Origin of the sequence: Geobacillus sp. CX412 (assembly GCF_027942335.1) — a bacterium.
Lineage (GTDB): Bacteria > Bacillota > Bacilli > Bacillales > Anoxybacillaceae > Parageobacillus_B > Parageobacillus_B toebii.
Map to the genome: position 1 here is coordinate 967,989 of NZ_CP103461.1, position 23,653 is coordinate 991,641.

Here is a 23,653-nt window from a genome sequence, read left to right on the forward strand (position 1 = left end):
TTTTCGTTTGTGGGGATGGTTGTTTATAGCTGCTGTAATTCGAGCCGTTTCTTTATTTGATGAATTTCCGCGTCATGTTTTCCGGTTTTTGCGCTTAAATAGTCGATGTCGATTTTCGCATTTCTCCAGTCATTGGAAAGTAGCTCAAACATCCGGCGGTGCTCAGCCAATTCTTCTTCGATTTTTTTGAAATGACTTCTTGTTTCAATAAGGAAATTGTCTAGTTTTTCTTCCCAACGTTGTTGCCGCTCTTCTAACCGCTGCTGTTGCTCTTCCAATCGTTGTTGCCGTTCTTCCAATCGTTGCTGTCGCTCTTCCAATCGTTGTTGCCGTTCTTCTAACCGTTGCTGTCGCTCTTCCAACCGCTGTTGCCGTTCTTCCAATCGCTGCTGTCGTTCTTCCAAACGAAGTTGATTTTCTTCGAGCCGCTGTTGTCCCTCTTCGAGACGACCAAGCCGCTCATGAACCGGCTGCAGCTCTTCTTTTAAAACGGAACGAAATAATTCGATTAATTCTTGCGCCATTTTATGTCCCTCCTTTCTATTGACTCCATTGTACCATTGCCGGAATGGAATGTCATGATGGATAATGGGAGAAAAGAAGTTTTTGACGAATAGAAAACGAGAGGAGAAGATAAAGATGTCGCTAAAGATTATTTCTGAGCGGTTTCGCCGTTTTGCCATTCGTGAATGCCGTGGGTCTAGTGAACTGTACGAACAGCTGTCATTAAACGTTGCCGAAGATGAAGAGATATTGCGCCTTGCTTCAGCTGCCCGAAGCGGCCAGCCGATTCCGAACTTGTTATTTGGAGCGGTGCACTATTTATTGCTCAAAGGATATACGCACGAGCTGCGTGAATTCTATGGAAGTATAGTCGACCGGCCACGAAACCCGCAACACGCTTTCCCTTATTTCCGTGATTTCTGTATCCACTATCAAGAAGACATTACAGCGATGTTGACAAATAAACTCGTGCAGACGAATGAGGTTCGGCGTTGTGCGTATTTGTATCCGAGTTTTTGTTTTATTTATGATATGGTCAAAAAGCCTTTATCGCTCATTGAAATTGGCACGAGCGCCGGTTTGCAGCTGGCGTGGGACAAGTACCGATACGATTACGGTTCGCACGTGACATACGGAAACCCGCATTCCAATGTTTTGATTGCCTCCGAAGTTCGTGGAGAGCGCTTTCCATTTTTGCTGCCGAAAAGTCCTCCGATTGCGGAGCGTATAGGGATTGATTTGCATGTGAATGATTTGCAAAACGAGGAAGATTGTTTATGGATGCAAGCGCTTATTTGGCCGGAGCATAAAGAGCGGCGCGAATTATTTCAAAAAGCCGCCCGCTGCCTGCAGCAAACACCTGTTCGCTTCATAGAAGGAGATGGAATAGCGCTCTTACCTAACATAGTAGCTACAATTCCAGAAGATACTATTATTTGCGTGTTTCACACCCATGTGGCGAACCAAATTCCTGATAAAGCAAAACAGCTTCTTATCAAACAAATTCGGGAGATTGGCCAAATGAGGGATATTTTCCATCTATATAACAATATGTGGGACACAAAGCTTCATCTTGACTACTTTATCGATGGCATCGAACATAACGAAATTGTCGCAGAAACAGATGGACATGCCCGTTGGTTTCGCTGGGAGCTTGATCACAGCTAATTTAACATGTCCACCGAGAAGTCTCCCACCTCTAAACAGAGTGTAGGTGGGAGAGGTTCATTGAAAAGGCAGAACAGCGTCATTCCAGTCTATGTGAATGAAATATGAACAAAGATTTGCTATATTGTTGTAAGGCAATATCATATCTGTAACGATATTTGGTACCGTCAAGAAGTTGGATTCGAGAAAAGCTGGACATAGTACTCCTTTGTGCATCATTTTACACTCATTTGGTTAAAGTAATTTATATCATAAAGGATGAGGGAAGCATGATATCTAAAAAGTCAAAGCAACCAAAGAAATCAAAGCGATTAGCTAGTTTTTCGCTTGTTGTTATGGGAACCGGCTTTGTCGCAACCATTCCTTTCCAAGGATCGTTTCTAGGCGGATTACTACAAGGAGGCTTTGAGGCGGGGCTTGTGGGTGGATTAGCCGACTGGTTCGCCGTTACTGCCTTATTCCGACATCCATTGGGGCTTCCCATCCCCCATACAGCTCTTTTGCCTAAAAATCGGGAAAGAATGACAAAAGCACTCGTTTCTACACTTGAAAATGATTGGCTTTCAAAAGAAAGCATTAGGGATAAAATCAAACAAATCCATTTTACAGAGAAAATGTTGCCCGTCCTTGAGAAAATGCTTCATTCAGACTCAGTTAAAAAAGGGGCTGTGTCACTCGTCGTACAAATGATCAGTCATATCAATCTTGAAAAAATTACCCCTTTTGTTGAAAAAGAAATAAAGTCTTCTTTTTATTCCATTAAAATGTGCACTGTTCTTCAGTCTGCCATCAATCAAGCGCTCATTCGTGAATATGATGAGAAGGCGTTAGATTATCTTCTTGGCAAGGCAGAAGAATGGATAAGGAAAAGTACCACAAAGAATCAACTCGGAAATCTGGCAATACGGGCGCTTGACAATATAAAGTTAGACGGTTTTCTGCAGTTTGCGTTAAAGTCTTTTCAGAATCTATTGAATGAAGAAAAACTCGGCAGCATACTACAAAACTTCCTTCTTAGTGTTGTAAGCAGTTTGCGCCAGACTGATAATCCAAACAGGAAGGCTTTGCTTTTGCATGTTCGTACGGAATTGAAAAACATAAAGGACAATAAGGAACTGTTGGAAGAAATCGAAAATTGGAAGAACCATCTTATTGCTGATTGGGAGCCAGCTGAAAAAATAACAGGAATTTTGCAGAAAGCTCAGCAGAAAGCATTGGCCTTTGTTCAAGACAGCAAGTTTGTGGATATGTATCTTCTTCCCTTTTTAACACGCTTTCTGAACAAACTAAAAGAAGATCCAATAAAAATCAATATCATCGAAAATTGGATAAAAAAGGGAATTAACAGCCTTGTTGAAGAGAACCATTCAAAAATAGGCAAGCTGGTACAGGAGAATTTGGATAAGCTGGATGATGAAACGCTTATTCATATGATGGAAAATAAAATCGGAAAAGACCTGCAATGGATTCGGGTGAATGGAGCTATTTGCGGTTTTATTATCGGGATTTTTTTAACGGGAATCAAAGCGCTGATTTAATGGTTCTAGCGCCAAAAGAATCGGATGGCAAACGAGGAACATTCTGTTCGTAGTGGAAAATTTTATGACAAATTTTTAACAGATGAGCGATATATTGACGAGTTTTTCCCTGAAGAGGAAGTCCAATCTTGTCATTTTAAGCCCTCATGATATAATAATACTGATTGTTATTTTTTTCTTACAATGGTTTTATAGGAGGGAACAGAAATTGCCGACACCAAGTATGGAAGATTATATTGAACAAATCTACATTTTAATCGAAGAAAAAGGATATGCGCGAGTATCAGATATAGCTGAGGCATTGTCCGTACATCCCTCCTCTGTCACAAAAATGGTGCAAAAATTGGATAAAGATGAGTATTTAGTTTATGAAAAATACCGCGGTTTAGTGTTAACGGCGAAAGGAAAGAAAATCGGAAAAAGACTTGTATACCGCCACGAATTGTTAGAACAATTTATGCGCATTATCGGTGTGGATGAGGAAAACATTTATCACGATGTCGAGGGAATTGAACACCATTTAAGCTGGAACGCGATTGACCGCATCGGCGATTTGGTGCAATATTTCCAGGAAGATCCAAAGCGCATCGAGACGCTTCGTAACATTCAAAAACGGAACGAACAAGCAGAAGAGTAAGGGAAATCTTACTCTTTTTTATTTGGCGTACTAAATTGGGTTTCTCCCTCTTACATATATACAAACGGCAAATAAGAGGGGGAGGCAGCATGGAGATTGACATCGTATTTTCTGGCGGTGGAATAAAAGGGTTTGCGCTCATTGGTGCTTACGGAGCAATTGAAGCAAAAGGACTTCGCTGGAGACGGCTTGCTGGGACGAGCGCAGGATCACTCATTGCCGCATTGATTGCCGCGGGATATACAAGCAAGGAAATGACCGATTTGTTGGATGAATTGGAGCTAGAGCGTTTCCTTGATGAACGGAAATGCCCGTTTCCATTTCCAGTATGGAAATGGGTGAGGCTTTATTGGCGGATGGGACTTTATAAAGGGGATGCATTTGAACAATGGTTAAAGGAAGTATTGGCAGCACGCGATGTCAAAACATTTGGTGATTTGCCGAAAGAAAGTTTATATATCATTGCGTCAGATGTCACCAATGGACGAATGTGTATTTTGCCAGATGATTTGCCGCAATACGGAATCGACCCAGCAACATTTTCTGTTGCCAAAGCGGTTCGAATGAGCATTAGCATCCCATATTTTTTTGAACCGGTCAAATTACAGACGAAGGAAGGAAAATATATCATTGTAGACGGAGGTGTGCTCAGCAATTTCCCACTTTTTTTATTTGATGAAGAAAAGAAAGTGAAAAAACGACCTGTTCTTGGCATACAGTTAAGCGCGAAGCTTACGGAAAGGCCAAAGCGAAACATTAACAATGCCATCCAATTGTTTGAAGCTCTTTTTAGCGCAATGAAGGAGGCACACGATACCCGCTACATTTCCCGGAGACATGAAAAAATATCGTGTTTCTTCCCGTAGAAAATGTTTTTTCCACCGAATTTTCCCTCACCCCAGATATTAGAGACCGCTTAATTCAATACGGAAGAGAAAAAACCGAACAATTTCTCACAAAATGGACGTATTAACTAGAAAAGCGGAGGCACCCCAATTTCGTCTAAAAGCGGTCCGCGTCGTTCGGGCGGCGAAATGTCGCCATTCTGGCTTCGTGAAAAATAGAAGAAAGGCGTCAAAGCGTAATTGATATAGTTTTTCAAAAATAAAAAGAATCAAGCTAAAACGATGCTCGATTCTTTTTTTTGCCTTTTTTTCCTTCGATGACGGTTAAATGAGTGGTTCGTTTTCTTGGCAGGCGTTTCATTTTTAGATTCGTACTTTTTGTTTTTTGTTTTCGAACCGCTTGGGGATGGAGTTTTTTTCGATTGGCGAACCGCTTTTAAATACGCGATATGATCTTTATTGACACGTCGTCTGAAAACAAAATGATAGATAACATATATTCCCGCAATCATAAGAGCAATGAACATCGCTTTTCGAAACAGAGCGGTCGGCTGTTCGAAAATGGCGTATATGAAACCGAACACTCCGAAAAAAAGGATAATCCCGACAAGCGGATGAATGGCACCGCGCCGCAATGAATCCACCCCCTTACATTATTACTGAACTGCTTTTGTTTCTGTTTCCACGTTTTTCTCTAAACGAAGCAGCTCTTGAAAGGAAGCAATCGCAACTTCGACTTGGTCATCTGTCGGTTCTTTTGTGGTAAGAAGCTGTAGCCATAAACCAGGGTAACCGAGCCAGCGTAAAACCGGGATATTACGCAATTTATTCGTAAACTGCAATACCTCAAACGAAATGCCAAGTACAACCGGAATAAGAGCAAGCCGGTTGACTACTCTTAACCAGAGAGGGTCTGTTGGAACAAACATATATACAAATAAGCCGACGATGACAGTAAATAAAATAAAGCTACTGCCGCAGCGATAGTGAAGCCGGGATGAACGCTGGACGTTCTCTACCGTAAGAGGAAGTCCTGCTTCGAACGCGTTGATTACTTTATGTTCCGCGCCATGATATTGAAAAACGCGTTTAATGAGTGGGGTTAAAGAAATAAAGTAAATATAAGCTAGCAGCAAAGCAAGCTTAAACGCTCCTTCTACAAAAATTTGTGCCATTTTTGTAGGAAATAACGGTTTTAAGGATGCTGCTAAAAATACAGGAACAAGCGTAAAAATGGTTTTAGCGAATAAAAAGGACAATACCCCGATCACTGCGACGCCAAGTACGAGGGAAAGTTTTGACGAATCCGTTTTTGTTTTTTGCAAAGCTTGTTCTTCGTTTGGATCTAGTTCATAACGCTCGCTGGCAAACTGCAAGTGTTTCGCCCCGTTTGCGCTCGCTTCTATAATCGCGACGATTCCGCGAATAAACGGGATTTTTTTGAGAAACGCAACTGTTGGATTTGTTTGGCGCGGCAAACGAAAGTATTCAATGGAATGATCTTTGCGGCGAATTGCGGTAACAGAATATATTTTTCCAGCAAACATGACCCCTTCTACCACTGCCTGGCCGCCATACACTGGTTTTGTTATGTTTTTCATTGTTGACACCAACCTATTTTTTCTTTACTAATTTTATTCTACAAGAAACATCTAGAAACCTCTAGATTGGTGCAATAATTATTATTTCCAAAAATTTCAATATTTACACATACGATGTTGTGCTTTTTTTATCGTTATATTCATGACTTTATTGATAATCGGTCATACTACCTATAAGGAGGTGCAAAGCGAAATGGCAGAAAATCAGGCGCAGTATGAGCAAAATAAGAAGGAGCGCTCGATGTCTATTCTTATGAAAGTCGTGATTACTGGGTTTGTCGGTGGAGTATTTTGGAGTCTATTAGGATATTTAGCTTACTTTTTTCACTTTACGGAAATTAGCCCAAATATGATTTTGTTCCCATGGGTTGCCGGTGACTGGAAATACGGAAAGCTTGGAAATTACATCGCCATTTTTCTCATCGGATTATTATCCATATTAGTCGCTCTTATTTATTATGTTGCCTTAAAACAAATTAAAGGAATGTGGGGAGGAATTTTGTACGGCGTCGTTTTATGGCTTATCGTATTTTATGGGTTAAATCCGCTTTTTCCGAATTTGGAAGCTGTTTCACATTTAGAGCGGAATACAATTATTACGACACTTTGTTTATACATTTTATATGGAGTTTTCATCGGATATTCGATTTCATTTGAAATGCAAGAAATGAATCGACAAACACAAACGAAAACAGCAAATAAGTAGTGTGAGGCAGTGCGCTTTTATGATAAAATAATGAATGTTTAAATATTCTTTCGATGATTGAAGCATATGAACATAGCGCATCTTCTTCTCATTAACGGTCCGAACTTGAATCTTCTTGGCAAGCGGGAACCGTATTTTATGGAAGCACAACGCTCCATAACTTAGAACAGGAATGAATATCGTTTGCTGAGGAGCGCGCTGGGTGCAACGTTAACTTGCTTTCAGAGCAGTATTCATGAGATGGAAGGAAAATCATTTTAAATGTCGGTGCATCTACACATTATAGCTATGCAATTCATGGCGCGATTGCTAATGTTAGCGCCCCAGTGGTGGAAGTACATATTTCCAATATTCACGCGCGTGAGCCGCTTCGTCATTAGTCTGTCACTGTTTTAATTTTGCCTTTGGATTAGCAGGGTAGCGGATAGCCATTTTAGCGTTATTAGACATATAGGAAGAGGAGAGTGGATATGGAAAAATTAGTAAAATTACGTGCATCGTTTGCCGAACATGGCATTGACGGAATGCTTGTAACCAATCCATATAACCGTCGTTATATTACCGGTTTTACGGGTACGGCAGGCGTCGCTGTCATTAGCCAAGATAAAGCGGTATTTATTACTGATTTCCGCTATGTCGAGCAAGCGTCCAAACAAGTGCAAGGTTTTGAAATTATAAAACATACCGGGCCGATTATAGAAGAAGTCGCTAAGCAAGTTGCCCGCCTCAACATTCAAAAACTCGGTTTTGAGCAAGAAGACATTTCTTATGCAACGTTTAAAGCATATGAAAAAGAGGTTAACGCGAAACTCGTCCCGACTTCCAATGTGATTGAAAAGTTGCGCTTGATTAAGTCGGAATCAGAGATTAAGATATTAAAGGAAGCGGCGGAAATTGCCGATGCGGCATTTGAACACATTCTTTCCTTTATTCGTCCAGGCGTAAAAGAAATTGATGTGGCGAATGAGCTGGAATTTTTTATGCGCAAACAAGGTGCGACTTCCTCTTCATTTGATATCATTGTCGCATCTGGCTACCGCTCTGCATTGCCGCATGGAGTGGCAACTGATAAAGTCATTGAAAAAGGCGAGCTCGTCACCCTTGATTTTGGCGCCTATTACAAAGGATATTGTTCCGACATTACAAGAACAGTCGCAGTGGGCGAAATTAGCGACGAGTTGAAAACGATTTATGACATTGTGCTCCAAGCTCAATTGCGCGGCATGGAAGGGATTAAGCCCGGAATGACCGGAAAGGAAGCGGATGCGCTTACTCGTGATTACATTACAGAAAAAGGGTATGGAGAGTATTTTGGGCATTCGACTGGTCACGGGATTGGATTGGAGATTCATGAAGGACCGGCGCTATCAGTTCGTTCCGATGTTGTGCTCGAGCCTGGAATGGTTGTCACCGTAGAGCCGGGCATTTACATAGCGGGACTTGGCGGCGTGCGCATTGAAGATGATACGGTTGTCACCGAAAACGGTAATGAATCGCTGACTCATTCGCCAAAGGAACTGATCATTTTATAAATTTATCGTGTGGGAGGATTTTAACGGATGATTTCAGTAAACGATTTTCGTACAGGATTAACGATTGAAGTAGATGGCGATATTTGGCGTGTTATGGACTTCCAGCACGTCAAACCTGGTAAAGGTGCGGCATTTGTCCGTTCAAAACTTCGCAACCTTCGTACAGGTGCGATTCAGGAAAAAACGTTCCGCGCTGGTGAAAAAGTAAACCGCGCGCAAATCGATACGCGAAAAATGCAATATTTATATGCCAACGGCGATCAGCACGTATTTATGGATATGGAAACATACGAGCAAATCGAACTTCCGGCGAAACAAATCGAACATGAATTGAAATTTTTAAAAGAAAACATGGAAGTTTACATCATGATGTACCAAGGTGAAACGATTGGGGTAGAACTTCCAAATACTGTTGAATTAAAAGTAGTAGAAACAGAACCGGGCATTAAAGGCGATACCGCTTCTGGCGGTTCGAAGCCAGCGAAGTTAGAAACTGGTCTTGTTGTTCAAGTTCCGTTCTTTGTCAATGAAGGAGACACGTTAATTATCAACACAGCAGATGGCACATACGTTTCCCGTGCCTAACGTTGTTTGCCCCTTGCGCTTGGCGCAGGGGGTTTTTTGTTTTTCTTTTCGTATAAAAAAGATGCACTGATGAGCATGACGCCAATGAAGACATAATTAATCGATGTCGATATATCTCTTGCTAGCAAAAAATTATGGAACAGACCAAAAATTCCGGGAACTGCAAATATACATCCAATCCAAAAGGTAATTTTCCCGAATGTAGAAAGTTTCCACATAATTTTCCCCCCTTCGTTTTCGATGATTATTTACCATCCCCCTCTTCTTCCATTATAAAACTGTTTTTGAAAATGTGTCCATATACCTCTTCTTAAGAGTTCATTGTCGCAAAAAAATCTCTTCTGAAATTCCCTGTTACGGCATACGCTTGTACTAACCATCTCATTTTTATATTAGGAGGAACAAATGAAACGGTGGCTGCAATTTATCGAACCAGCTGTTTTGTCAATGGCAGGAATGCGGTTGCTGTCGGCTGCGATAGAGATGATCGCTGCTCTTGTCATGCTGCTGTTCAATGATGTCAAAAAAGCGTTGGCCGTCAATGCAATCCTTGCAGTGGTTGGACCGACTATTTTTATCATCACGATGACGATTGGCCTGCTTTCTTTAGCAGACGAGCTTTCTTTTTCGAAATTAGGTTTTATCGCTTTAGGGGTCATTCTTATTCTCATCGGTATTTATAAGTAAGTCATAAATTCGTTTTCTATCCCATACATATGAACTAGTCCATCAGGAAGGAGGAACAAAATGCAAGCCGTATGGGATATACTTCCAAAAACGATTGCTGCGATATTGCAACAACTGCCTCCTTCATGGCATGAGCAAATCGAGGAAATTCGGGTGAGAGTTCTTCGTCCATTAGAAGTGATCGTAAAAGGGAAAGCACATTTTTTGCCATATCAAGTGACTTCCGAAGATGGCATACATTTGCTCAATAAACTAAGCCAATATTCGATTTATGCCATAGAAGAAGAGCTCAAGCGAGGGTTTATTACAGTACAAGGAGGCCATCGTGTTGGACTAGCAGGAAAAGTAGTGACAGACGGCGGAAGCGTGAAAGCGATTCGCCATGTTACTTCTTTTAACATTCGAATTGCTAAGCAAAGAATCGGAATTGCCGAGCCTCTCCTTCCGTATGTGTACAATGGCCGCTGGTATAACACGATGATTATCGGTTCACCGCAAACAGGAAAAACGACACTGCTTCGTGACGCGGCGCGAATGATAAGTATGGGAATTAATGAGAAACACATTCCATCACAAAAAGTTGGCATTGTCGATGAACGTTCTGAAATTGCGGGATGTGTGAAAGGAATTCCGCAATTTGAGCTCGGAAACCGTGTTGACGTACTCGATGCATGCCCAAAAGCAGAGGGAATGATGATGATGATTCGCTCGATGAGTCCAGACGTACTAATCGTGGATGAAATTGGCCGTGCCGAAGATAGTGAAGCAATTTTAGAAGCAGTAAATGCAGGGGTATGTATATGGACAACTGTACACGGTAGAAAATGGAAGGATGTGTTTCAACGCCCCACATTGCGTCCGATTATTGAACAAGGTGTATTTGACCGATTTGTGGAATTGACAAACGAATATGGGCCAGGAACAGTAAGGCGCATTACTGATGCAAATGGGGTGGTGCTGTATGAACAGGCGGTGAGGAGCAGATGAAACTTGTCGGTGCGCTTCTTATTCTGCTGACGACAACATGGGCTGGATTTGAGGCAGCAAGAATGTTGCATGAACGCCCAAGACAGCTTCGCCAGTTAAAGGCGGCCCTGCAAGCATTAGAAGCAGAAATTATGTATGCTCATACTCCTTTATCTGAGGCAGCATTACATATTAGCAGGCAAATATCATCGCCGCTGTCCAAGCTGTTTGCACAATTCGCTGCTAAGCTGCAAGTCGGCGAAACGAGTGTGCATCAGGCATGGGAAGAAAGCCTGCAGGCGGTATGGAAGGAGACTGCGTTAAAGCAGGGGGAGTTAGAAATTATGAAACAATTCGGAGAAACGCTTGGACAGTATGATCGCCTGACACAACAAAAACAAATTGCGCTGGCGCTCGCTCATTTGGAGCGCGAAGAGGCGGATGCGCGCGAAAGGCAGGCCCGCTATGAAAAAATGGCGAAAAGTTTAGGGGTTCTTGCGGGATTGTTACTAGTGATTTTATTGATTTGAACTTTTGCTTCATAGAAGTGGGAGTCTTCTCGCCTATTTAAGATAAAACAGGAGGCAGAACAAAATGGGCATTGACGTGGATATTATTTTTAAAATCGCCGGGGTCGGGATTGTTGTGGCGTTTTTGCATACGGTGCTGGATCAAATGGGGAAGAAGGAATACGCTCAATGGGTGACGCTTCTTGGTTTCATTTACATTTTATTTATGGTCGCCTCGATTGTCAGCGACTTGTTTCAAAAAATTAAAGATGTGTTTTTGTTTCAAGGTTAGGGGGGAGCGGCGATTGAAATTTTGCAAATTGTCGGCCTTGGCTTAATTGCAACGTTTTTAGTGGTGTTATTGAAAGAACATAAATCAAGTGTGGCGTTTTTACTGACGGTATTTGTAGGATGTGTTATTTTCCTTTTCCTCATCGATAAAATTAGCGAGATTTTGCGTATGTTACAAAAAATGGCATCTGATACAAAAATAAATATGATTTATTTTGAAACGATTTTAAAAATTGTTGGTATTGCTTACATTGCCGAATTTGCCGCCCAAATTTCGAAAGATGCTGGTCAGGGAGCAATTGCTTCCAAAATCGAACTTGGCGGGAAAATTATTATTTTGGCGCTGGCCATTCCGATTTTGACAGCCATTATTGAAACGGTAATCGGTTTAATTCCTTCGTCATAACGTGAGAATGGGAGGTGATGGATTGAAAGAAAAAGTAGTCATGGTCGTCGGCTTATTTTTCTTCTTTTTATCGCCATTTGTTGTACAAGCTTCTTCGCCGAATGATCAACTTGTGCAAAAGCAAATGGAACAGCTGGATATAAGTGAAATTCGTCAATATTGGGAAGATATTGTGACAAAATACGGAGGATTTTTGCCAGAAAGCCAAAAAGGGTCGATTGCCGAGTTTTTAAGCGGGGAAAAACAATTATCACTAAAAGAATGGCTGATCGCGTTTGGAAAATTTCTTTTTTATGAATTACAAGCAAACGGAAAGCTGCTTGGTACCTTAATTTTATTAACGGTATTTAGCATGGTGCTGCAATCATTGCAAAACGCATTTGAACAACAGACCGTCAGCAAAGTTGCCTACGCGGTTGTTTATATGGTGCTCCTTATTATTGCGTTAAATAGTTTTCGGGTGGCGATGGATTACGCATTGGACGCTGTCCAGACGATGAGTCATTTTATGATCGCGATGATTCCGCTGTTGTTGGCGCTGCTAGCTTCTTCAGGGGGAGTAATATCCGCGGCATTTTTCCATCCCATTATTCTTTTTCTGATGAATACGACGGGAACGATTGTGGAATACGTAACGTTGCCTCTTTTATTTTTAGCTGCGCTTTTAAGCATTGTCAGTACGTTAACCGATCATTATAAAGTAACACAGCTTGCTGAATTGCTCACGAAAGTTGGGATTGGAATACTTGGTGTGATTTTGACGATTTTTCTTGGTGTCATGTCTGTGAAAGGAGCAACGTCAGCGATTGCCGATGGCATTGCATTGCGGACGGCAAAATTTGTGACGGGGAATTTTATCCCGGTCGTTGGAAAAATGTTTACCGATGCAGCGGATACGGTAGTGACAGCTTCGATGTTATTGAAAAATACAGTTGGCATCGTCGGTGTTGTCATTTTATTTATCATCGCGGCGTTTCCGGCGCTTAAAATTTTTGCCATTGCGTTTATTTATAAGGTTTCCGCAGCGGTGATGCAGCCGCTTGGAGGGGGACCGGTCATTTCTTGTCTTAGTATTATGAGCAAAAGCATTGCGTATGTTTTCGCTTCTCTTGCGATCGTATCGCTTATGTTTTTCCTCAGTTTAACTATTATCATTACAGCAGGAAACATCACGATGATGGTTCGTTAGAGGGGGAAAGCAATGCAAATTGTGATCGAATGGGTTACAAATATTCTTATTTTCATTTTATTTGCTACGATGATCGATTTACTGCTTCCATCTAGCAATATGCAAAAATATGTAAAAATGGTCGTTGGACTGATTTTGCTTTTGCTTATGTTGTCTCCGATTTTAAAATTGTTGTCCATCGATCCGGATCGATGGTTCGCCTCGATTATATCAGAAAAGGGGAGTCAACAAGAAATGATGAAAAATGAAATTGAAATGAAGAAAAAAGAAATACAAGCCTCACAACGTGCATATATTTTAGAACAAATGGCTGTCCAGATGAAAAACAAGGTGGATGAGGAGTTGATGAAAGAATATGGATTAAGCGTGGAGGACGTCTCTCTTCAAACAAAAGAAAAAGAGAATTTACAAATTCCAAAAGATATTGAAACGATTGAAGTAGTGCTGACAAAACAGGAGAAGCTGGGAGAAATTCAGCCTGTTATTATTGACACATCAAAGCCGATCAATGAACCAAACAATGATCACCAACTTGAAAAAGAAATACGCACATTTTTAGCAACAACATGGGAAGTAGATGAAAATAAAATTGCCGTGCAAGTAAAGGGGAGGGAATGGGGGGATGCTCGAGGTCATTAAACGATTGTTTTTGTCCACCAAAAAAGAAGCTGGAGAACAGAAGCGAACGCCGTTTTCGTATGTGTTTCTCTTATTATTAGCAGGGATTGCATTAATGGTGATGAGCCACTTCTCTAAAGAAGAAGTTACGCCAACAATCAAAGGAAAAGTAGAAGAGCCGCAACAAGCAGAACCAGTATTTGGACAAAAACAAGATACGAAATCAAAAATCATCGCCGCTTATGAACAACGTTACGAAGAACAGCTGAAAACCGCATTGGAAGCTATCGAAGGGGTTGAAGATGTGACCGTCGTCGTCAATATTGACACAACGGAAACGAAAATATTGGAGAAAAATCGCGTCACTCAACAACAAACAACAGAGGAAACGGATCGCGAAGGTGGAAAGCGAAAAATTGAAAACCATTCTACTAATGAACAAGTCGTTATCGTTCGCGATGGGGAGAACGAAACGCCGATCGTACTGACAACAAAAAAACCGGAAATTCGAGGGGTATTAGTAGTGGCGAAAGGCGCTGATAACTTACAAATAAAAAAATGGATTGTTGAGGCAGTGACGCGCGTTTTAAATGTTCCAAGCTATCGTGTTGCTGTATTGCCGAAAAAATAATACGTTGTGGGGAGGATGGTTGTATGTTAAAGAGACAAACCGTTTGGCTATTAACGATGCTAAGTTTAGTCGTTGTGTTATCCGTTTATTATGTAACGGCCCCGAAAGACATGAATGACGATATGGCTTTTACGAATAATGAAAATGTGACAAAGCAGCAAGTAAATGATAAAGAAAAGGCAGACGTAGCGGTGGAAGAAATGGAAACAAAAGATGGGAAAGTCACTTCCAGCGTTTCAAGCGATGATGTATTTACTGCTCTTCGCATGCAAATTGAGGATGAACGAAGCCGGTTGCGCGACCAATTAAATGATATTGTTGCTTCCGCAAACGCAACCGCACAGCAAAAAAGCGAAGCAATGGATAAAATTGAAAAGCTAGAGGCGTTAGCGGAAAAAGAGGCGACATTAGAAACATTAATCAAATCAAAAGGTGGGTATAATGATGTATTGGTGCGTGCTGAAGATGATCAAGTGCGTGTGACAATTAAAGCGAAAAAGCATTCTGCGCAATCTGCCAATGATGTTATTCATATGGTAAAAAGTGAAATTCCGGAAGTCGATAATGTGACTGTCGAATTCCAACCAGCTGGATAATGAAAAACAGCTGCTCTACAAAGGGCAGCTTATTTTTATGATAAAAAAAACCGTTTTATTGTATAATCATTATGTGTATAATCGTTATGAATGGATTTTATAATAACGAATTCATAATCTGAACAACGGAAAGAAAGGTGTGGAGAAAATGAAAATCCAAGAAATTCGCGAACTGATTCGTCTCATTGATCAATCAAACATCGAAGAATTTGTTTACGAACATGATGGAACAAAAGTACATATGAAAAAACCAACCAAAGAAGCACTGGTTCAAGCGACGGTTCAACCAGCAGTGGAACAAGCAGCAAAGCCGGTAATAGAGGAAGTAAAACCGCAAGCGTCAACACAGCCAGTTGCTTCGCCAACAGAAGTGAAACAACAAGAATCACCAAAACAAGAAGTAAAAAATACAGAAAATTTACATAAAATCACTTCGCCGATGGTTGGCACATTTTATGCAGCTCCATCGCCAGACGCACCTCCATACGTGAAAGTGGGCGATAAAGTAAAAACAGATACGGTCGTGTGTATTATTGAAGCGATGAAGCTATTTAACGAAATCGAAGCAGAGGTAAATGGAGAGATCGTTGAAGTGCTTGTTGAAAACGGGCAGCTTGTTGAGTATGGACAACCTCTATTTCTTGTGAAACCGGAATAAGGGAGAGAACGAGCGATGATTAAAAAAGTATTAATTGCCAATCGCGGAGAAATCGCCGTTCGAATTATTCGTGCTTGCAAAGAGCTTGGAATTGAAACGGTTGCCGTTTTTTCAGAAGCAGATCGCGATGCGCTTCACGTACAGCTTGCGGATGAAGCGTATTGCATTGGTCCGACAGCATCAAAAGATAGTTATTTAAACTTTACCAATATCATGAGTGTGGCTACGTTGACGGGTTGCGACGCGATTCACCCAGGGTACGGGTTTTTAGCCGAAAATGCCGCGTTTGCTGAGCTATGCCGCGAATGCAATATCACGTTTATCGGTCCAAGCCCGGAAGCGATTACAAAAATGGGAATTAAAGATGTTGCTCGTGAAACGATGCGGGAGGCTGGCGTACCAATCGTTCCAGGTTCGAAAGGAATTATTGAAAGTGTGGATGAAGCGATTGCTTTAGCGAACGAAATCGGCTATCCGGTCATCATTAAAGCGACAGCAGGCGGAGGCGGAAAAGGAATTCGCGTGGCAAGAAACGAGCAAGAGCTTGTTAAAGGAATTAACATTACACAGCAAGAGGCAGCCACAGCGTTTGGAAATCCAGGTGTATACATAGAGAAATACATTGAAGACTTCCGTCATGTTGAAATTCAAGTGCTTGCTGATTCATACGGAAATGTGATCCATCTTGGGGAACGCGACTGCTCGATTCAACGCCGTCTGCAAAAGCTTGTTGAGGAAGCACCATCGCCGGCGCTTGACGAGGAAACGCGTCAAAAAATGGGACAAGCAGCAGTGCAAGCGGCGCGCGCCGTCAATTATACCGGCGCTGGTACGGTAGAATTTATTTATGACCATAACGAGAAAAAATTTTACTTCATGGAAATGAATACACGCATTCAAGTGGAGCATCCGGTCACAGAGTTAATTACCGGAGTAGATTTAATTAAAGAACAAATTCGCATTGCTTCAGGAGAAAAGCTGTCGCTTACCCAAGATGAAGTGACGTTTAACGGATGGGCCATTGAATGTCGGATCAACGCGGAAAATCCAGAGAAAAACTTTATGCCATCACCTGGAAAAATCAATATGTACTTGCCTCCAGGCGGTTTAGGTGTACGGGTTGACTCCGCGGCATATCCAGGCTATACGATTCCGCCTTATTACGATTCGATGATTGCCAAATTGATCGTACACGCCCCTACCCGTGAGGAAGCAATCGCCCGCATGAAGCGAGCATTAAGCGAGTTTATCATTGATGGTATTCATACAACGATTCCGTTTCACATAAAATTATTCGAGCACGAAAAATTCGTAAAAGGCGAGTTTAATACGAAATTTCTGGAGTTATATGATATTATGAAATCATAATAACGGGAGGTGTGTACGATGTCAGAACATATTTTTGAGATGGAGCAAGAAGAAGGCGGATTAGGAAAAGTGGAAATTGCGCCTGAAGTCATTGAAGTCATCGCCGGCATCGCTGCAAGTGAAGTAGAAGGAATTGCGCAAATGCGGGGGAACTTTGCTGCCGGTGTTGTCGAACGCTTTGGAAAGAAAAATCATGGAAAAGGCGTAAAAGTGGATTTAAGAGAAGAAGGTGTTGCGATCGACATTTATTGTCTCATTCAATTTGGCGTTTCGATTCCAAATGTAGCGAAAAAAGTTCAAGAAAACGTTCGCCAGGCTCTCTTTAACATGACAGGGCTTGAAGCGAGCGAAGTGAATGTTCATATTGTTGGAATTCAGTTTGATGGAGGAAAAGAACAAGAAGCAGAACAATAAGAATGCAGGGCACATTCGCTTAGCGATGGTGCCCCTTTGTATTTTTGCTGAAAGTTTGTTATTGTAATGAACGGGCCTTTTTTATGGAGAGGAAGATGCAGGAAAAAAGATGATTGCCCAATGAAAAACTTCCATTTTGACATAGGAACGATCGGAAAATGAACCGCTAAAAAATGGAGCTAATGATTTGTGTAAATAATAGTATCGTTTATCCGAAAAATATGATATGATCATCATATAAATGTTCGTGTTTGAGGGAAGGAGGCGAAAATGATGAAGCGGCATGAAGCGAGAGAAAAGGCGTTGCAGGCGCTATTTCAAGTTGATGTAGGGCATATACCTCCAGAGGAAGCGCTGCAAAACGTAACAGGTGGCAAAGAGGTCGACCCATTTTTACGTCATCTTGTCATTGGTGTTACAGAGCATCAAGAAGAAATTGATGCATTGCTGCGCGCTAATCTTGAAAAATGGACGTTAGAGCGTGTTGCCAACGTTGACCGGGCGATTTTGCGGATGGCGACATATGAAATGAAATATGTCGATGATGTTCCGGTTAAAGTGAGTTTAGATGAGGCGGTCGAATTAGCGAAAAAATTTGGCGACACGAAATCAGGCAGTTTTGTAAACGGTGTGCTTTCAAAAGTGAAAGATGCGTTACATATTCAAGAATAGAGAGGGGAAATGGAAACGATGACAGCACAAATCATTAGCGGTGCAGAATTGGCAAAAGAAAAACGGATGCAATTAGCCAAAGAGGTAGAACAGCTTAAACGTGAAGGAATCGAACCAGGATTGGCAGTGATTCTTGTCGGCGATGATCCTGCTTCTCATTCATATGTAAAGGGGAAACAAAAAGCGTGTGCGGAAGTCGGAATTCGTTCTACATTGTTAACATTTCCAGCTACCATTACAGAAGAATTTTTATTGGAGAAAATAAAAGAATTGAACGAAGATCCTTCTGTACACGGCATTTTAGTGCAGCTTCCGCTTCCAAAGCATATTAACGAATTAAAAGTAATTGAAACGATTTCACCTGAAAAAGATGTAGATGGGTTTCATCCTATCAATGTAGGAAGAATGATGGTTGGGCAAAAAGCGTTTCTCCCCTGCACGCCACATGGCATTTTAGTGATGGTAAAGTCCATCGGAGTGGATATCGCTGGAAAACACGTTGTGGTCGTTGGCCGCAGCAATATCGTCGGCAAACCGGTCGGACAATTATTTTTGCGCGAACATGCGACTGTCACGTACTGCCATTCAAAAACAAAAGATTTAGCGTCTATTACGCGCCAAGCAGATATTTTAATTGTTGCTGTAGGCAAAGCGCGTCTTATTGGTGCGGAACATGTGAAACAAGGGGCCATCGTCATTGATGTTGGCGTCAACCGGTTAGAAAACGGAAAACTTTGCGGAGATGTCAACTTTGATGAAGTAAAGGAAGTGGCAGGCTATATCACGCCGGTTCCAAAAGGGGTCGGACCGATGACGATTACAATGTTGCTTCATAACACGCTCGAAGCGGCAAAAGAACGTGCGCATCGGGAAGTTCACTAATAAGCGAGGGTTATGCTTGTGGCAGAAGTAAAATATGTAACCGTTGGAGCGTTGACAAAATATATTAAGCGCAAATTTGAAGTAGATCCGCATTTACGCGACTTATGGATCAAAGGGGAAATTTCTAATTTTAAATACCACTCGCGCGGACATATGTATTTTACGTTAAAAGATGAACAGGCCCGCATTCAAGCGGTCATGTTCGCTGGATATAATCAATATTTAAGCTTTCGTCCGGAAGATGGCATGAAAGTGCTCGTTCGCGGCGAAATTTCGGTGTACGAGCCGAGCGGAAACTATCAAATTTATGTGAAAGAAATGCAGCCAGAAGGAATCGGAAATTTATATTTGGCGTACGAACAACTAAAAAAGCGGCTGGAGGCAGAAGGACTGTTTTCGCCAGAGCATAAAAAGCCGATTCCTGCGTTTCCACGCTATATTGGTGTGGTCACTTCCCCGACCGGCGCGGCGATTCGCGATATTATGACGACGATTCGCCGCCGCTACCCAATTGCGACAGTGATTTTATTTCCGACGCTCGTTCAGGGGGAACAAGCTGCAGAATCCATCGTTCGCTCTATTGAAAAAGCAAACGAGCTTGGTTACATCGATGTGCTTATTGTCGGACGTGGAGGCGGTTCGATCGAAGAGTTATGGGCGTTTAATGAAGAAATAGTCGCCCGTGCGATTTTTGCTTCCGAAGTGCCGATTATTTCCGCGGTTGGACACGAAACGGATTTTACGATTGCCGATTTTGTTGCCGATTTGCGCGCCCCAACCCCAACCGGTGCTGCGGAACTGGCGGTGCCGCATATTGCGGAATTGATGGAACGGATTTCACAACGAAAATTGCGGTTAATGCGCGCGATGAAAGAAAAAATAGCGACAGAATCCGATCGTCTTTTGCGCTTGCAAAAATCGTATGCGTTTCGTTATCCAGAAAAACTATATGAACAAAAGGAACAGCAATTAGACTCTTTGCTAGAACGTCTCGAACGTCATACAGAACGGCTTTTTGATAAAAAACGCGAACGGCTCGAGCAGCTTCGCTTGAAATTGTTGCGGCATCACCCGAACGAACAGTTATCAAGAATGAAAGAAAAACACGAATCTCTTACTAAATCATTGGAAAAAGAGATGCGCTCCCATATTCATCATCAACAGCTTCGTTTTACGTCTCTCGTTTCACATTTGCATGCGCTTAGTCCGCTCAAAATTATGGAGAGAGGTTATAGCTTAGTTTATAATGAAAAAAAGGAACTTGTAAAAAGCATTCGCCAGCTTCAACTAGGAGATACGATTCAAGTGCGTTTGCAAGATGGGCAAATTGATTGTCATGTATGGGGAATGGAGGAGAAGCAGTTTGTTAAACCTCTATAAAATTATGTAAATATCTCCTGTTATTGAACGTAAAGAGGTGGATGTTCTCCATCTTTTCCATCGTCCCTTGTCTTTTAATAAAAAATTCCCTCCCCCTTCCGTATGTAAAAAAGGAAATGAAGAAAAGTTGGCGAATATATGTTCTTAAGTATCCAAACGAAGGGGGAAGGCAAGGGGATGAAAACGGTTCGGGGTATGAAAATCGTTTCTCATGATGAATTACAACTTCGTTCATTAGATGAGTTAATGCGCGTCTTTGGTTCCGCGAAGCGATATGCGTTTAATCGTTTGCTGGAGGGAAGGAACGCAAAAGACATCATCCAGCACCTTCCGCGCCAATTTCGGCTCAACAAACGGTTTGCCGAAGATGCGGTCTTGCTTGCTCAATCGCTGATTTCTTCCCAACGTGAGTTGCTTCCAATGCGCTTGGAGGATGTGCAGGCGAAAATTGAAAAAACCGAAAAGAAAATCGATGAGTACCAACATGGACGAAAAACACCGAAAAAAGTCGATCTTCCAACATGTTTAGCCGGATTACACCGACGATTAGAAAAACTCAAATCCAAAGAAGAGGAGCTAAAGCACCATCTCGACCATGGAACGATTCCACGTGTGATTTTTGGCGGAAAAGAGAACTTTTATAAGCGTCTAAAAGGAAAAATCACGAACGAAGAATGGAAAGATTTGCGTTCCAATCAGTTGTACGCCAGAGGCGATAAAAGCAAAAAAGGGAATTTGAATATTCGCCTCACCTATGACGACAAGACGTACCAATGTTATGTAGAAATCGCCAATCCACTTGGACAACAGGAAAACAAAACCGCTCCCCGTTTACGATTCCCTGTGTCCGTTCCTGAAAAATATGAAGAGGAAATCATGGATCTCGTCATGGGAGAACAAGTCGGGGTGAATGCAAAAGGAAAGCCGATCATCGAATATCGACCATACACTGTCGAAATCCAACGCAAAAACGGGGAATATTATGTTCATCTCATCTATGAAGAAGAGGTATATGGCAGGGAACTTGCCTATGATGAACCGATTCAAGCGGAACGAATCGCAGGGATGGATATCAATATTGACCGCATCGCTGTAAGCATCGTTTCGAAACAAGGAAACTTCATCCAATCAAAAGTGTTTTACTGCCATGAACTCGAATATGTGAAAGCGAATAAACGAAACAACATCGTTGGAGAAACCGTACGAGATGTGTATGACTGGCTGCTTCAAGAGAATGTGGGGGCAGTGGTCATCGAAAACATTCAACTAAGACAGCGGCACGATACGGACAAACGATTCAATCGCTTGACCCATAATTTCAACAAGAAAAAACTGACTGATACTATCATTCGCCGTGGGATGCGGCTTGGGTTTCGCATCAAAAAAGTGAATCCGGCGTACACCAGCGTCATCGGTCGTTTCAAGTATATGAAGAAGTATGGGTTATCCGTCCATGAAAGCGCCGCTTTGGTGATTGGCAGACGGGGATTAGGGTATCAGGAACGGTTGCCAAAAGAACTCATTCACATCATAAAAACGAAAGTGAAAAACCATTTGATTGCGGTGCTAGGGTCAATGGAAGAATCCTACAAGCAATCGAAAAGCGGCAAGAAACAACGCCAATATATCGCGATGATGTTACGCAAAATCGAGAATTTCAAACAAGAGCATGAATGGTCGTTATGGAATATCTTGCACAAATGTTGTTGGCTGAACCAGGACCAAATTCAACTGAAGGAGGTGTAGACCTGGTTACTAAAATCGTTGTCGTGTACTGACCGAGGGAAGGAATGGTGCACGACAGGTGCCGTCGCTGACAGCGAGCCACGGGGTGTCTTTCACAATAGATGAATGACAAGGGAAATTCCCTTCCTGATGGAACTCGGTGAGAATCCGAGCGGCAAGCGGTGTTTCCTGGTTCCATCGCGATGAGTCGATTTTTATAGATTTTAGTAACCAGGAGAAGCATTTACATGAGTGAGGAAAAAGAATTGACGTTTGAGGAAGCAATGCAAAAGTTAGAAGAGATCGTCGAAAAATTAGAAGAAGGAAATGTACCGCTTGAACAGGCGATTTCCTTTTTCCAAGAAGGAATGAAGCTTTCCAAACTTTGTCATGATAAATTGCAACATGTGGAAAAACAGATGGAATACATTTTACGAGAGGATGGGCAACTCGCTCCTTTCTCGATTCAGGAGGAGGAATAGCCTTGAACCGGGCGGAGGTAGAGCAATTTTTACAACAACAAAAACAGCGTTTAGAAGAATCGTTGCCGCACTATATTGCAAGGCTGAATGCTCCTGGAACGATTAAACGGGCGATGTCTTATTCGCTGGAGGCAGGCGGGAAGCGCATCCGTCCGCTTCTGTTGTTTGCGACGCTGCATTCGTTTGGAAAAGAACCGGATATCGGGCTTCCAGTTGCGTGTGCTATTGAGATGATTCATACATACTCATTGATCCATGATGATTTGCCAAGTATGGATAACGATGATTTGCGACGAGGGAAACCAACGAATCATAAAGTGTTTGGAGAAGCGATGGCTATTTTAGCGGGAGACGGATTGCTCACTTACGCGTTTCAAGTGATTGCGGAAATGAGTGATGCGCGCATCGTTCCGGCGACAAAGATTCGTTTAATCGAAGAACTGGCAAAAGCGGCTGGACCGGAAGGAATGGTGGCAGGGCAAGTTGCCGATATCGAAGGAGAAGGAAAACAGCTGTCGCTTGAACAGCTGGAATATATCCATCGTCATAAAACAGGGAAAATGCTGCAATACAGCGTATTGGCAGGAGCGTTGCTCGCAGATGCGAAAGACGAGCAGCTGCACCATCTCCATACGTTTGCATCCCATCTCGGTCTCGCTTTTCAAATTCGCGATGACATTCTTGATATCGAAGGCTCAGAAGAAAAGATTGGCAAACGGGTTGGCAGCGATATAGAAAATAAAAAAGTGACATATCCATCGCTTTTAACGATTGCTGGGGCGAAAGAAAAGCTATCTTTTCATATCGCAGAAGCAAAACGTTATTTGCAAAAAGCAGAAATAAATGACAGTGTACTAAGTTATATTTGCGATTTAGTCGCTACGCGCGACCACTAAGGAAACGCTCATTGCTGCTTTTTTGCGAATATGTTATAGTGAAATAATAGAGAGTTTTTTCTTGCATGCCGTTATCACAGTTGTGTTAGCGGCTCTTTTTTCTCTTTTTAACGGAAATCGATTTTTTATGTTTAATCATGTATAATAATAACTAACTTCTGTATTATA

At 42.0% G+C, this 23,653-nt stretch carries 27 protein-coding genes and 3 pseudogenes; 26 read left to right on the forward strand and 4 right to left on the reverse strand.

All coding sequences use genetic code 11. The annotated features are described in order from the left end of the window. Positions 1–23: 23 nt before the first annotated feature. On the reverse strand, positions 24–524 hold the full coding sequence (locus NXM86_RS05000; protein ID WP_015864468.1) for a hypothetical protein: 501 nt from the start codon (positions 522–524) through the stop codon (positions 24–26). Between the two features lie 115 nt (positions 525–639). Here NXM86_RS05000 and NXM86_RS05005 point away from each other — a divergent pair, with 115 nt between their 5' ends. The 4 genes and pseudogenes from NXM86_RS05005 (at position 640) to NXM86_RS05020 (ending at position 4,819) form a co-directional block, all read left to right on the forward strand. Then, positions 640–1,671 carry a DUF2332 domain-containing protein gene (locus tag NXM86_RS05005; protein ID WP_081188137.1) on the forward strand — a complete coding sequence of 344 codons (1,032 nt, stop codon included), beginning with the start codon at positions 640–642 and terminating at the stop codon, positions 1,669–1,671. Positions 1,672–1,940: 269 nt separating this feature from the next. After that, positions 1,941–3,209 (forward strand): DUF445 domain-containing protein, encoded by a 1,269-nt coding sequence (locus NXM86_RS05010; protein ID WP_081188138.1) that lies wholly within the window; start codon positions 1,941–1,943, stop codon positions 3,207–3,209. Positions 3,210–3,417: 208 nt separating this feature from the next. After that, entirely contained in the window at positions 3,418–3,846 is a 429-nt protein-coding gene (gene mntR, locus NXM86_RS05015) for a transcriptional regulator MntR (RefSeq protein ID WP_015864465.1), read from the forward strand. An 89-nt stretch (positions 3,847–3,935) separates the two neighbouring features. After that, positions 3,936–4,819: pseudogene (locus NXM86_RS05020) on the forward strand (patatin-like phospholipase family protein). Positions 4,820–4,965: 146 nt separating this feature from the next. Here NXM86_RS05020 and NXM86_RS05025 read toward each other — a convergent pair. After that, positions 4,966–5,326: pseudogene (locus NXM86_RS05025) on the reverse strand (SA1362 family protein). Between the two features lie 21 nt (positions 5,327–5,347). After that, entirely contained in the window at positions 5,348–6,292 is a 945-nt protein-coding gene (locus tag NXM86_RS05030) for a DUF1385 domain-containing protein (protein WP_081188140.1), read from the reverse strand. Between the two features lie 193 nt (positions 6,293–6,485). Between NXM86_RS05030 and NXM86_RS05035 the strand changes: the two genes are divergently transcribed. The 4 genes and pseudogenes from NXM86_RS05035 to efp all read left to right on the forward strand — a co-directional run bounded on the left by NXM86_RS05035 (position 6,486) and on the right by efp (position 9,115). Beyond that, entirely contained in the window at positions 6,486–6,998 is a 513-nt protein-coding gene (locus NXM86_RS05035; protein WP_205424580.1) for a YqhR family membrane protein, read from the forward strand. 66 nt (positions 6,999–7,064) lie between these two features. Then, positions 7,065–7,375, forward strand: a pseudogene (locus NXM86_RS05040) (type II 3-dehydroquinate dehydratase); the annotation flags it as partial. A 93-nt stretch (positions 7,376–7,468) separates the two neighbouring features. Further along, positions 7,469–8,530: a M24 family metallopeptidase gene (locus tag NXM86_RS05045; RefSeq protein WP_081188142.1), complete on the forward strand. Its 1,062-nt coding sequence runs from the start codon at positions 7,469–7,471 to the stop codon at positions 8,528–8,530. Between the two features lie 27 nt (positions 8,531–8,557). Then, the gene (efp, locus tag NXM86_RS05050) at positions 8,558–9,115 is read left to right on the forward strand and encodes an elongation factor P (protein WP_015864459.1); all 558 of its coding nucleotides are present in this window, start codon (positions 8,558–8,560) and stop codon (positions 9,113–9,115) included. Here the strand turns inward: efp and NXM86_RS05055 are convergent. Continuing rightward, the gene (locus NXM86_RS05055) at positions 9,112–9,333 is read right to left on the reverse strand and encodes a hypothetical protein (RefSeq protein WP_062752880.1); all 222 of its coding nucleotides are present in this window, start codon (positions 9,331–9,333) and stop codon (positions 9,112–9,114) included. The two genes, efp and NXM86_RS05055, sit on opposite strands and share 4 nt — an antisense overlap. Positions 9,334–9,520: 187 nt before the next feature. Between NXM86_RS05055 and NXM86_RS05060 the strand changes: the two genes are divergently transcribed. The 18 genes from NXM86_RS05060 to NXM86_RS05145 all read left to right on the forward strand — a co-directional run bounded on the left by NXM86_RS05060 (position 9,521) and on the right by NXM86_RS05145 (position 23,485). Further along, positions 9,521–9,802 carry a YqhV family protein gene (locus NXM86_RS05060; protein WP_015864458.1) on the forward strand — a complete coding sequence of 94 codons (282 nt, stop codon included), beginning with the start codon at positions 9,521–9,523 and terminating at the stop codon, positions 9,800–9,802. Between the two features lie 60 nt (positions 9,803–9,862). Further along, a complete protein-coding gene (gene spoIIIAA, locus NXM86_RS05065) occupies positions 9,863–10,789 on the forward strand; it encodes a stage III sporulation protein AA (RefSeq protein WP_015864457.1) in 927 nt (308 codons plus the stop codon). Then, the gene (gene spoIIIAB / locus NXM86_RS05070) at positions 10,786–11,298 is read left to right on the forward strand and encodes a stage III sporulation protein SpoIIIAB (protein ID WP_015864456.1); all 513 of its coding nucleotides are present in this window, start codon (positions 10,786–10,788) and stop codon (positions 11,296–11,298) included. Before spoIIIAA ends, spoIIIAB begins: the two co-directional genes overlap by 4 nt. 64 nt (positions 11,299–11,362) lie before the next feature. Then, a complete protein-coding gene (gene spoIIIAC / locus NXM86_RS05075; protein WP_015864455.1) occupies positions 11,363–11,569 on the forward strand; it encodes a stage III sporulation protein AC in 207 nt (68 codons plus the stop codon). Positions 11,570–11,590: 21 nt separating this feature from the next. After that, complete coding sequence (gene spoIIIAD, locus NXM86_RS05080; protein WP_062678715.1) at positions 11,591–11,974, forward strand: stage III sporulation protein AD; 384 nt, start codon at positions 11,591–11,593, stop codon at positions 11,972–11,974. Between the two features lie 40 nt (positions 11,975–12,014). Further along, entirely contained in the window at positions 12,015–13,163 is a 1,149-nt protein-coding gene (gene spoIIIAE, locus NXM86_RS05085) for a stage III sporulation protein AE (protein WP_187252130.1), read from the forward strand. A gap of 12 nt (positions 13,164–13,175) precedes the next feature. After that, a complete protein-coding gene (gene spoIIIAF / locus NXM86_RS05090) occupies positions 13,176–13,802 on the forward strand; it encodes a stage III sporulation protein AF (protein ID WP_015864452.1) in 627 nt (208 codons plus the stop codon). Then, positions 13,786–14,412 carry a stage III sporulation protein AG gene (gene spoIIIAG, locus NXM86_RS05095; protein ID WP_015864451.1) on the forward strand — a complete coding sequence of 209 codons (627 nt, stop codon included), beginning with the start codon at positions 13,786–13,788 and terminating at the stop codon, positions 14,410–14,412. The genes spoIIIAF and spoIIIAG overlap by 17 nt, the downstream gene beginning before the upstream one ends. Positions 14,413–14,435: 23 nt before the next feature. After that, positions 14,436–15,008 carry a SpoIIIAH-like family protein gene (locus NXM86_RS05100; RefSeq protein ID WP_015864450.1) on the forward strand — a complete coding sequence of 191 codons (573 nt, stop codon included), beginning with the start codon at positions 14,436–14,438 and terminating at the stop codon, positions 15,006–15,008. Positions 15,009–15,156: 148 nt separating this feature from the next. After that, positions 15,157–15,666, forward strand: a complete 510-nt coding sequence (gene accB, locus NXM86_RS05105; protein ID WP_081188148.1) for an acetyl-CoA carboxylase biotin carboxyl carrier protein — start codon at positions 15,157–15,159, stop codon at positions 15,664–15,666. Positions 15,667–15,681: 15 nt separating this feature from the next. Continuing rightward, a complete protein-coding gene (gene accC / locus NXM86_RS05110) occupies positions 15,682–17,034 on the forward strand; it encodes an acetyl-CoA carboxylase biotin carboxylase subunit (protein WP_498958696.1) in 1,353 nt (450 codons plus the stop codon). Positions 17,035–17,052: 18 nt separating this feature from the next. Next, positions 17,053–17,448, forward strand: coding sequence for an Asp23/Gls24 family envelope stress response protein (locus NXM86_RS05115; protein WP_062752876.1), 396 nt, complete (start codon positions 17,053–17,055; stop codon positions 17,446–17,448). 273 nt (positions 17,449–17,721) lie between these two features. Next, a complete protein-coding gene (nusB, locus tag NXM86_RS05120) occupies positions 17,722–18,120 on the forward strand; it encodes a transcription antitermination factor NusB (protein ID WP_498958998.1) in 399 nt (132 codons plus the stop codon). Positions 18,121–18,138: 18 nt separating this feature from the next. Next, positions 18,139–19,002: a bifunctional methylenetetrahydrofolate dehydrogenase/methenyltetrahydrofolate cyclohydrolase FolD gene (folD, locus tag NXM86_RS05125; RefSeq protein WP_171698543.1), complete on the forward strand. Its 864-nt coding sequence runs from the start codon at positions 18,139–18,141 to the stop codon at positions 19,000–19,002. Positions 19,003–19,014: 12 nt separating this feature from the next. After that, positions 19,015–20,382 (forward strand): exodeoxyribonuclease VII large subunit, encoded by a 1,368-nt coding sequence (xseA, locus tag NXM86_RS05130; RefSeq protein ID WP_187252128.1) that lies wholly within the window; start codon positions 19,015–19,017, stop codon positions 20,380–20,382. Between the two features lie 177 nt (positions 20,383–20,559). Further along, positions 20,560–22,128: an IS200/IS605 family accessory protein TnpB-related protein gene (locus NXM86_RS05135; protein ID WP_498958697.1), complete on the forward strand. Its 1,569-nt coding sequence runs from the start codon at positions 20,560–20,562 to the stop codon at positions 22,126–22,128. A gap of 227 nt (positions 22,129–22,355) precedes the next feature. Beyond that, positions 22,356–22,589, forward strand: a complete 234-nt coding sequence (locus NXM86_RS05140) for an exodeoxyribonuclease VII small subunit (RefSeq protein ID WP_015864442.1) — start codon at positions 22,356–22,358, stop codon at positions 22,587–22,589. Between the two features lie 2 nt (positions 22,590–22,591). Continuing rightward, the gene (locus NXM86_RS05145) at positions 22,592–23,485 is read left to right on the forward strand and encodes a polyprenyl synthetase family protein (RefSeq protein ID WP_015864441.1); all 894 of its coding nucleotides are present in this window, start codon (positions 22,592–22,594) and stop codon (positions 23,483–23,485) included. Positions 23,486–23,653 lie beyond the last annotated feature (168 nt).

What these genes read in the sequence shown, in the direction of transcription:
- NXM86_RS05000 (WP_015864468.1), bottom strand. Translation starts at nt 524, where the DNA reads ATGGCGCAAGAATTAATCGAATTATTTCGTTCCGTTTTAAAAGAAGAG.
- NXM86_RS05005 (WP_081188137.1), top strand. Translation starts at nt 640, where the DNA reads ATGTCGCTAAAGATTATTTCTGAGCGGTTTCGCCGTTTTGCCATTCGT.
- NXM86_RS05010 (WP_081188138.1), top strand. Translation starts at nt 1,941, where the DNA reads ATGATATCTAAAAAGTCAAAGCAACCAAAGAAATCAAAGCGATTAGCT.
- NXM86_RS05030 (WP_081188140.1), bottom strand. Translation starts at nt 6,292, where the DNA reads ATGAAAAACATAACAAAACCAGTGTATGGCGGCCAGGCAGTGGTAGAA.
- NXM86_RS05035 (WP_205424580.1), top strand. Translation starts at nt 6,486, where the DNA reads ATGGCAGAAAATCAGGCGCAGTATGAGCAAAATAAGAAGGAGCGCTCG.
- NXM86_RS05045 (WP_081188142.1), top strand. Translation starts at nt 7,469, where the DNA reads ATGGAAAAATTAGTAAAATTACGTGCATCGTTTGCCGAACATGGCATT.
- efp (WP_015864459.1), top strand. Translation starts at nt 8,558, where the DNA reads ATGATTTCAGTAAACGATTTTCGTACAGGATTAACGATTGAAGTAGAT.
- NXM86_RS05055 (WP_062752880.1), bottom strand. Translation starts at nt 9,333, where the DNA reads ATGTGGAAACTTTCTACATTCGGGAAAATTACCTTTTGGATTGGATGT.
- NXM86_RS05060 (WP_015864458.1), top strand. Translation starts at nt 9,521, where the DNA reads ATGAAACGGTGGCTGCAATTTATCGAACCAGCTGTTTTGTCAATGGCA.
- spoIIIAA (WP_015864457.1), top strand. Translation starts at nt 9,863, where the DNA reads ATGCAAGCCGTATGGGATATACTTCCAAAAACGATTGCTGCGATATTG.
- spoIIIAB (WP_015864456.1), top strand. Translation starts at nt 10,786, where the DNA reads ATGAAACTTGTCGGTGCGCTTCTTATTCTGCTGACGACAACATGGGCT.
- spoIIIAC (WP_015864455.1), top strand. Translation starts at nt 11,363, where the DNA reads ATGGGCATTGACGTGGATATTATTTTTAAAATCGCCGGGGTCGGGATT.
- spoIIIAE (WP_187252130.1), top strand. Translation starts at nt 12,015, where the DNA reads ATGGTCGTCGGCTTATTTTTCTTCTTTTTATCGCCATTTGTTGTACAA.
- spoIIIAF (WP_015864452.1), top strand. Translation starts at nt 13,176, where the DNA reads ATGCAAATTGTGATCGAATGGGTTACAAATATTCTTATTTTCATTTTA.
- spoIIIAG (WP_015864451.1), top strand. Translation starts at nt 13,786, where the DNA reads ATGCTCGAGGTCATTAAACGATTGTTTTTGTCCACCAAAAAAGAAGCT.
- NXM86_RS05100 (WP_015864450.1), top strand. Translation starts at nt 14,436, where the DNA reads ATGTTAAAGAGACAAACCGTTTGGCTATTAACGATGCTAAGTTTAGTC.
- accB (WP_081188148.1), top strand. Translation starts at nt 15,157, where the DNA reads ATGAAAATCCAAGAAATTCGCGAACTGATTCGTCTCATTGATCAATCA.
- accC (WP_498958696.1), top strand. Translation starts at nt 15,682, where the DNA reads ATGATTAAAAAAGTATTAATTGCCAATCGCGGAGAAATCGCCGTTCGA.
- NXM86_RS05115 (WP_062752876.1), top strand. Translation starts at nt 17,053, where the DNA reads ATGTCAGAACATATTTTTGAGATGGAGCAAGAAGAAGGCGGATTAGGA.
- nusB (WP_498958998.1), top strand. Translation starts at nt 17,722, where the DNA reads ATGAAGCGGCATGAAGCGAGAGAAAAGGCGTTGCAGGCGCTATTTCAA.
- folD (WP_171698543.1), top strand. Translation starts at nt 18,139, where the DNA reads ATGACAGCACAAATCATTAGCGGTGCAGAATTGGCAAAAGAAAAACGG.
- xseA (WP_187252128.1), top strand. Translation starts at nt 19,015, where the DNA reads ATGCTTGTGGCAGAAGTAAAATATGTAACCGTTGGAGCGTTGACAAAA.
- NXM86_RS05135 (WP_498958697.1), top strand. Translation starts at nt 20,560, where the DNA reads ATGAAAACGGTTCGGGGTATGAAAATCGTTTCTCATGATGAATTACAA.
- NXM86_RS05140 (WP_015864442.1), top strand. Translation starts at nt 22,356, where the DNA reads ATGAGTGAGGAAAAAGAATTGACGTTTGAGGAAGCAATGCAAAAGTTA.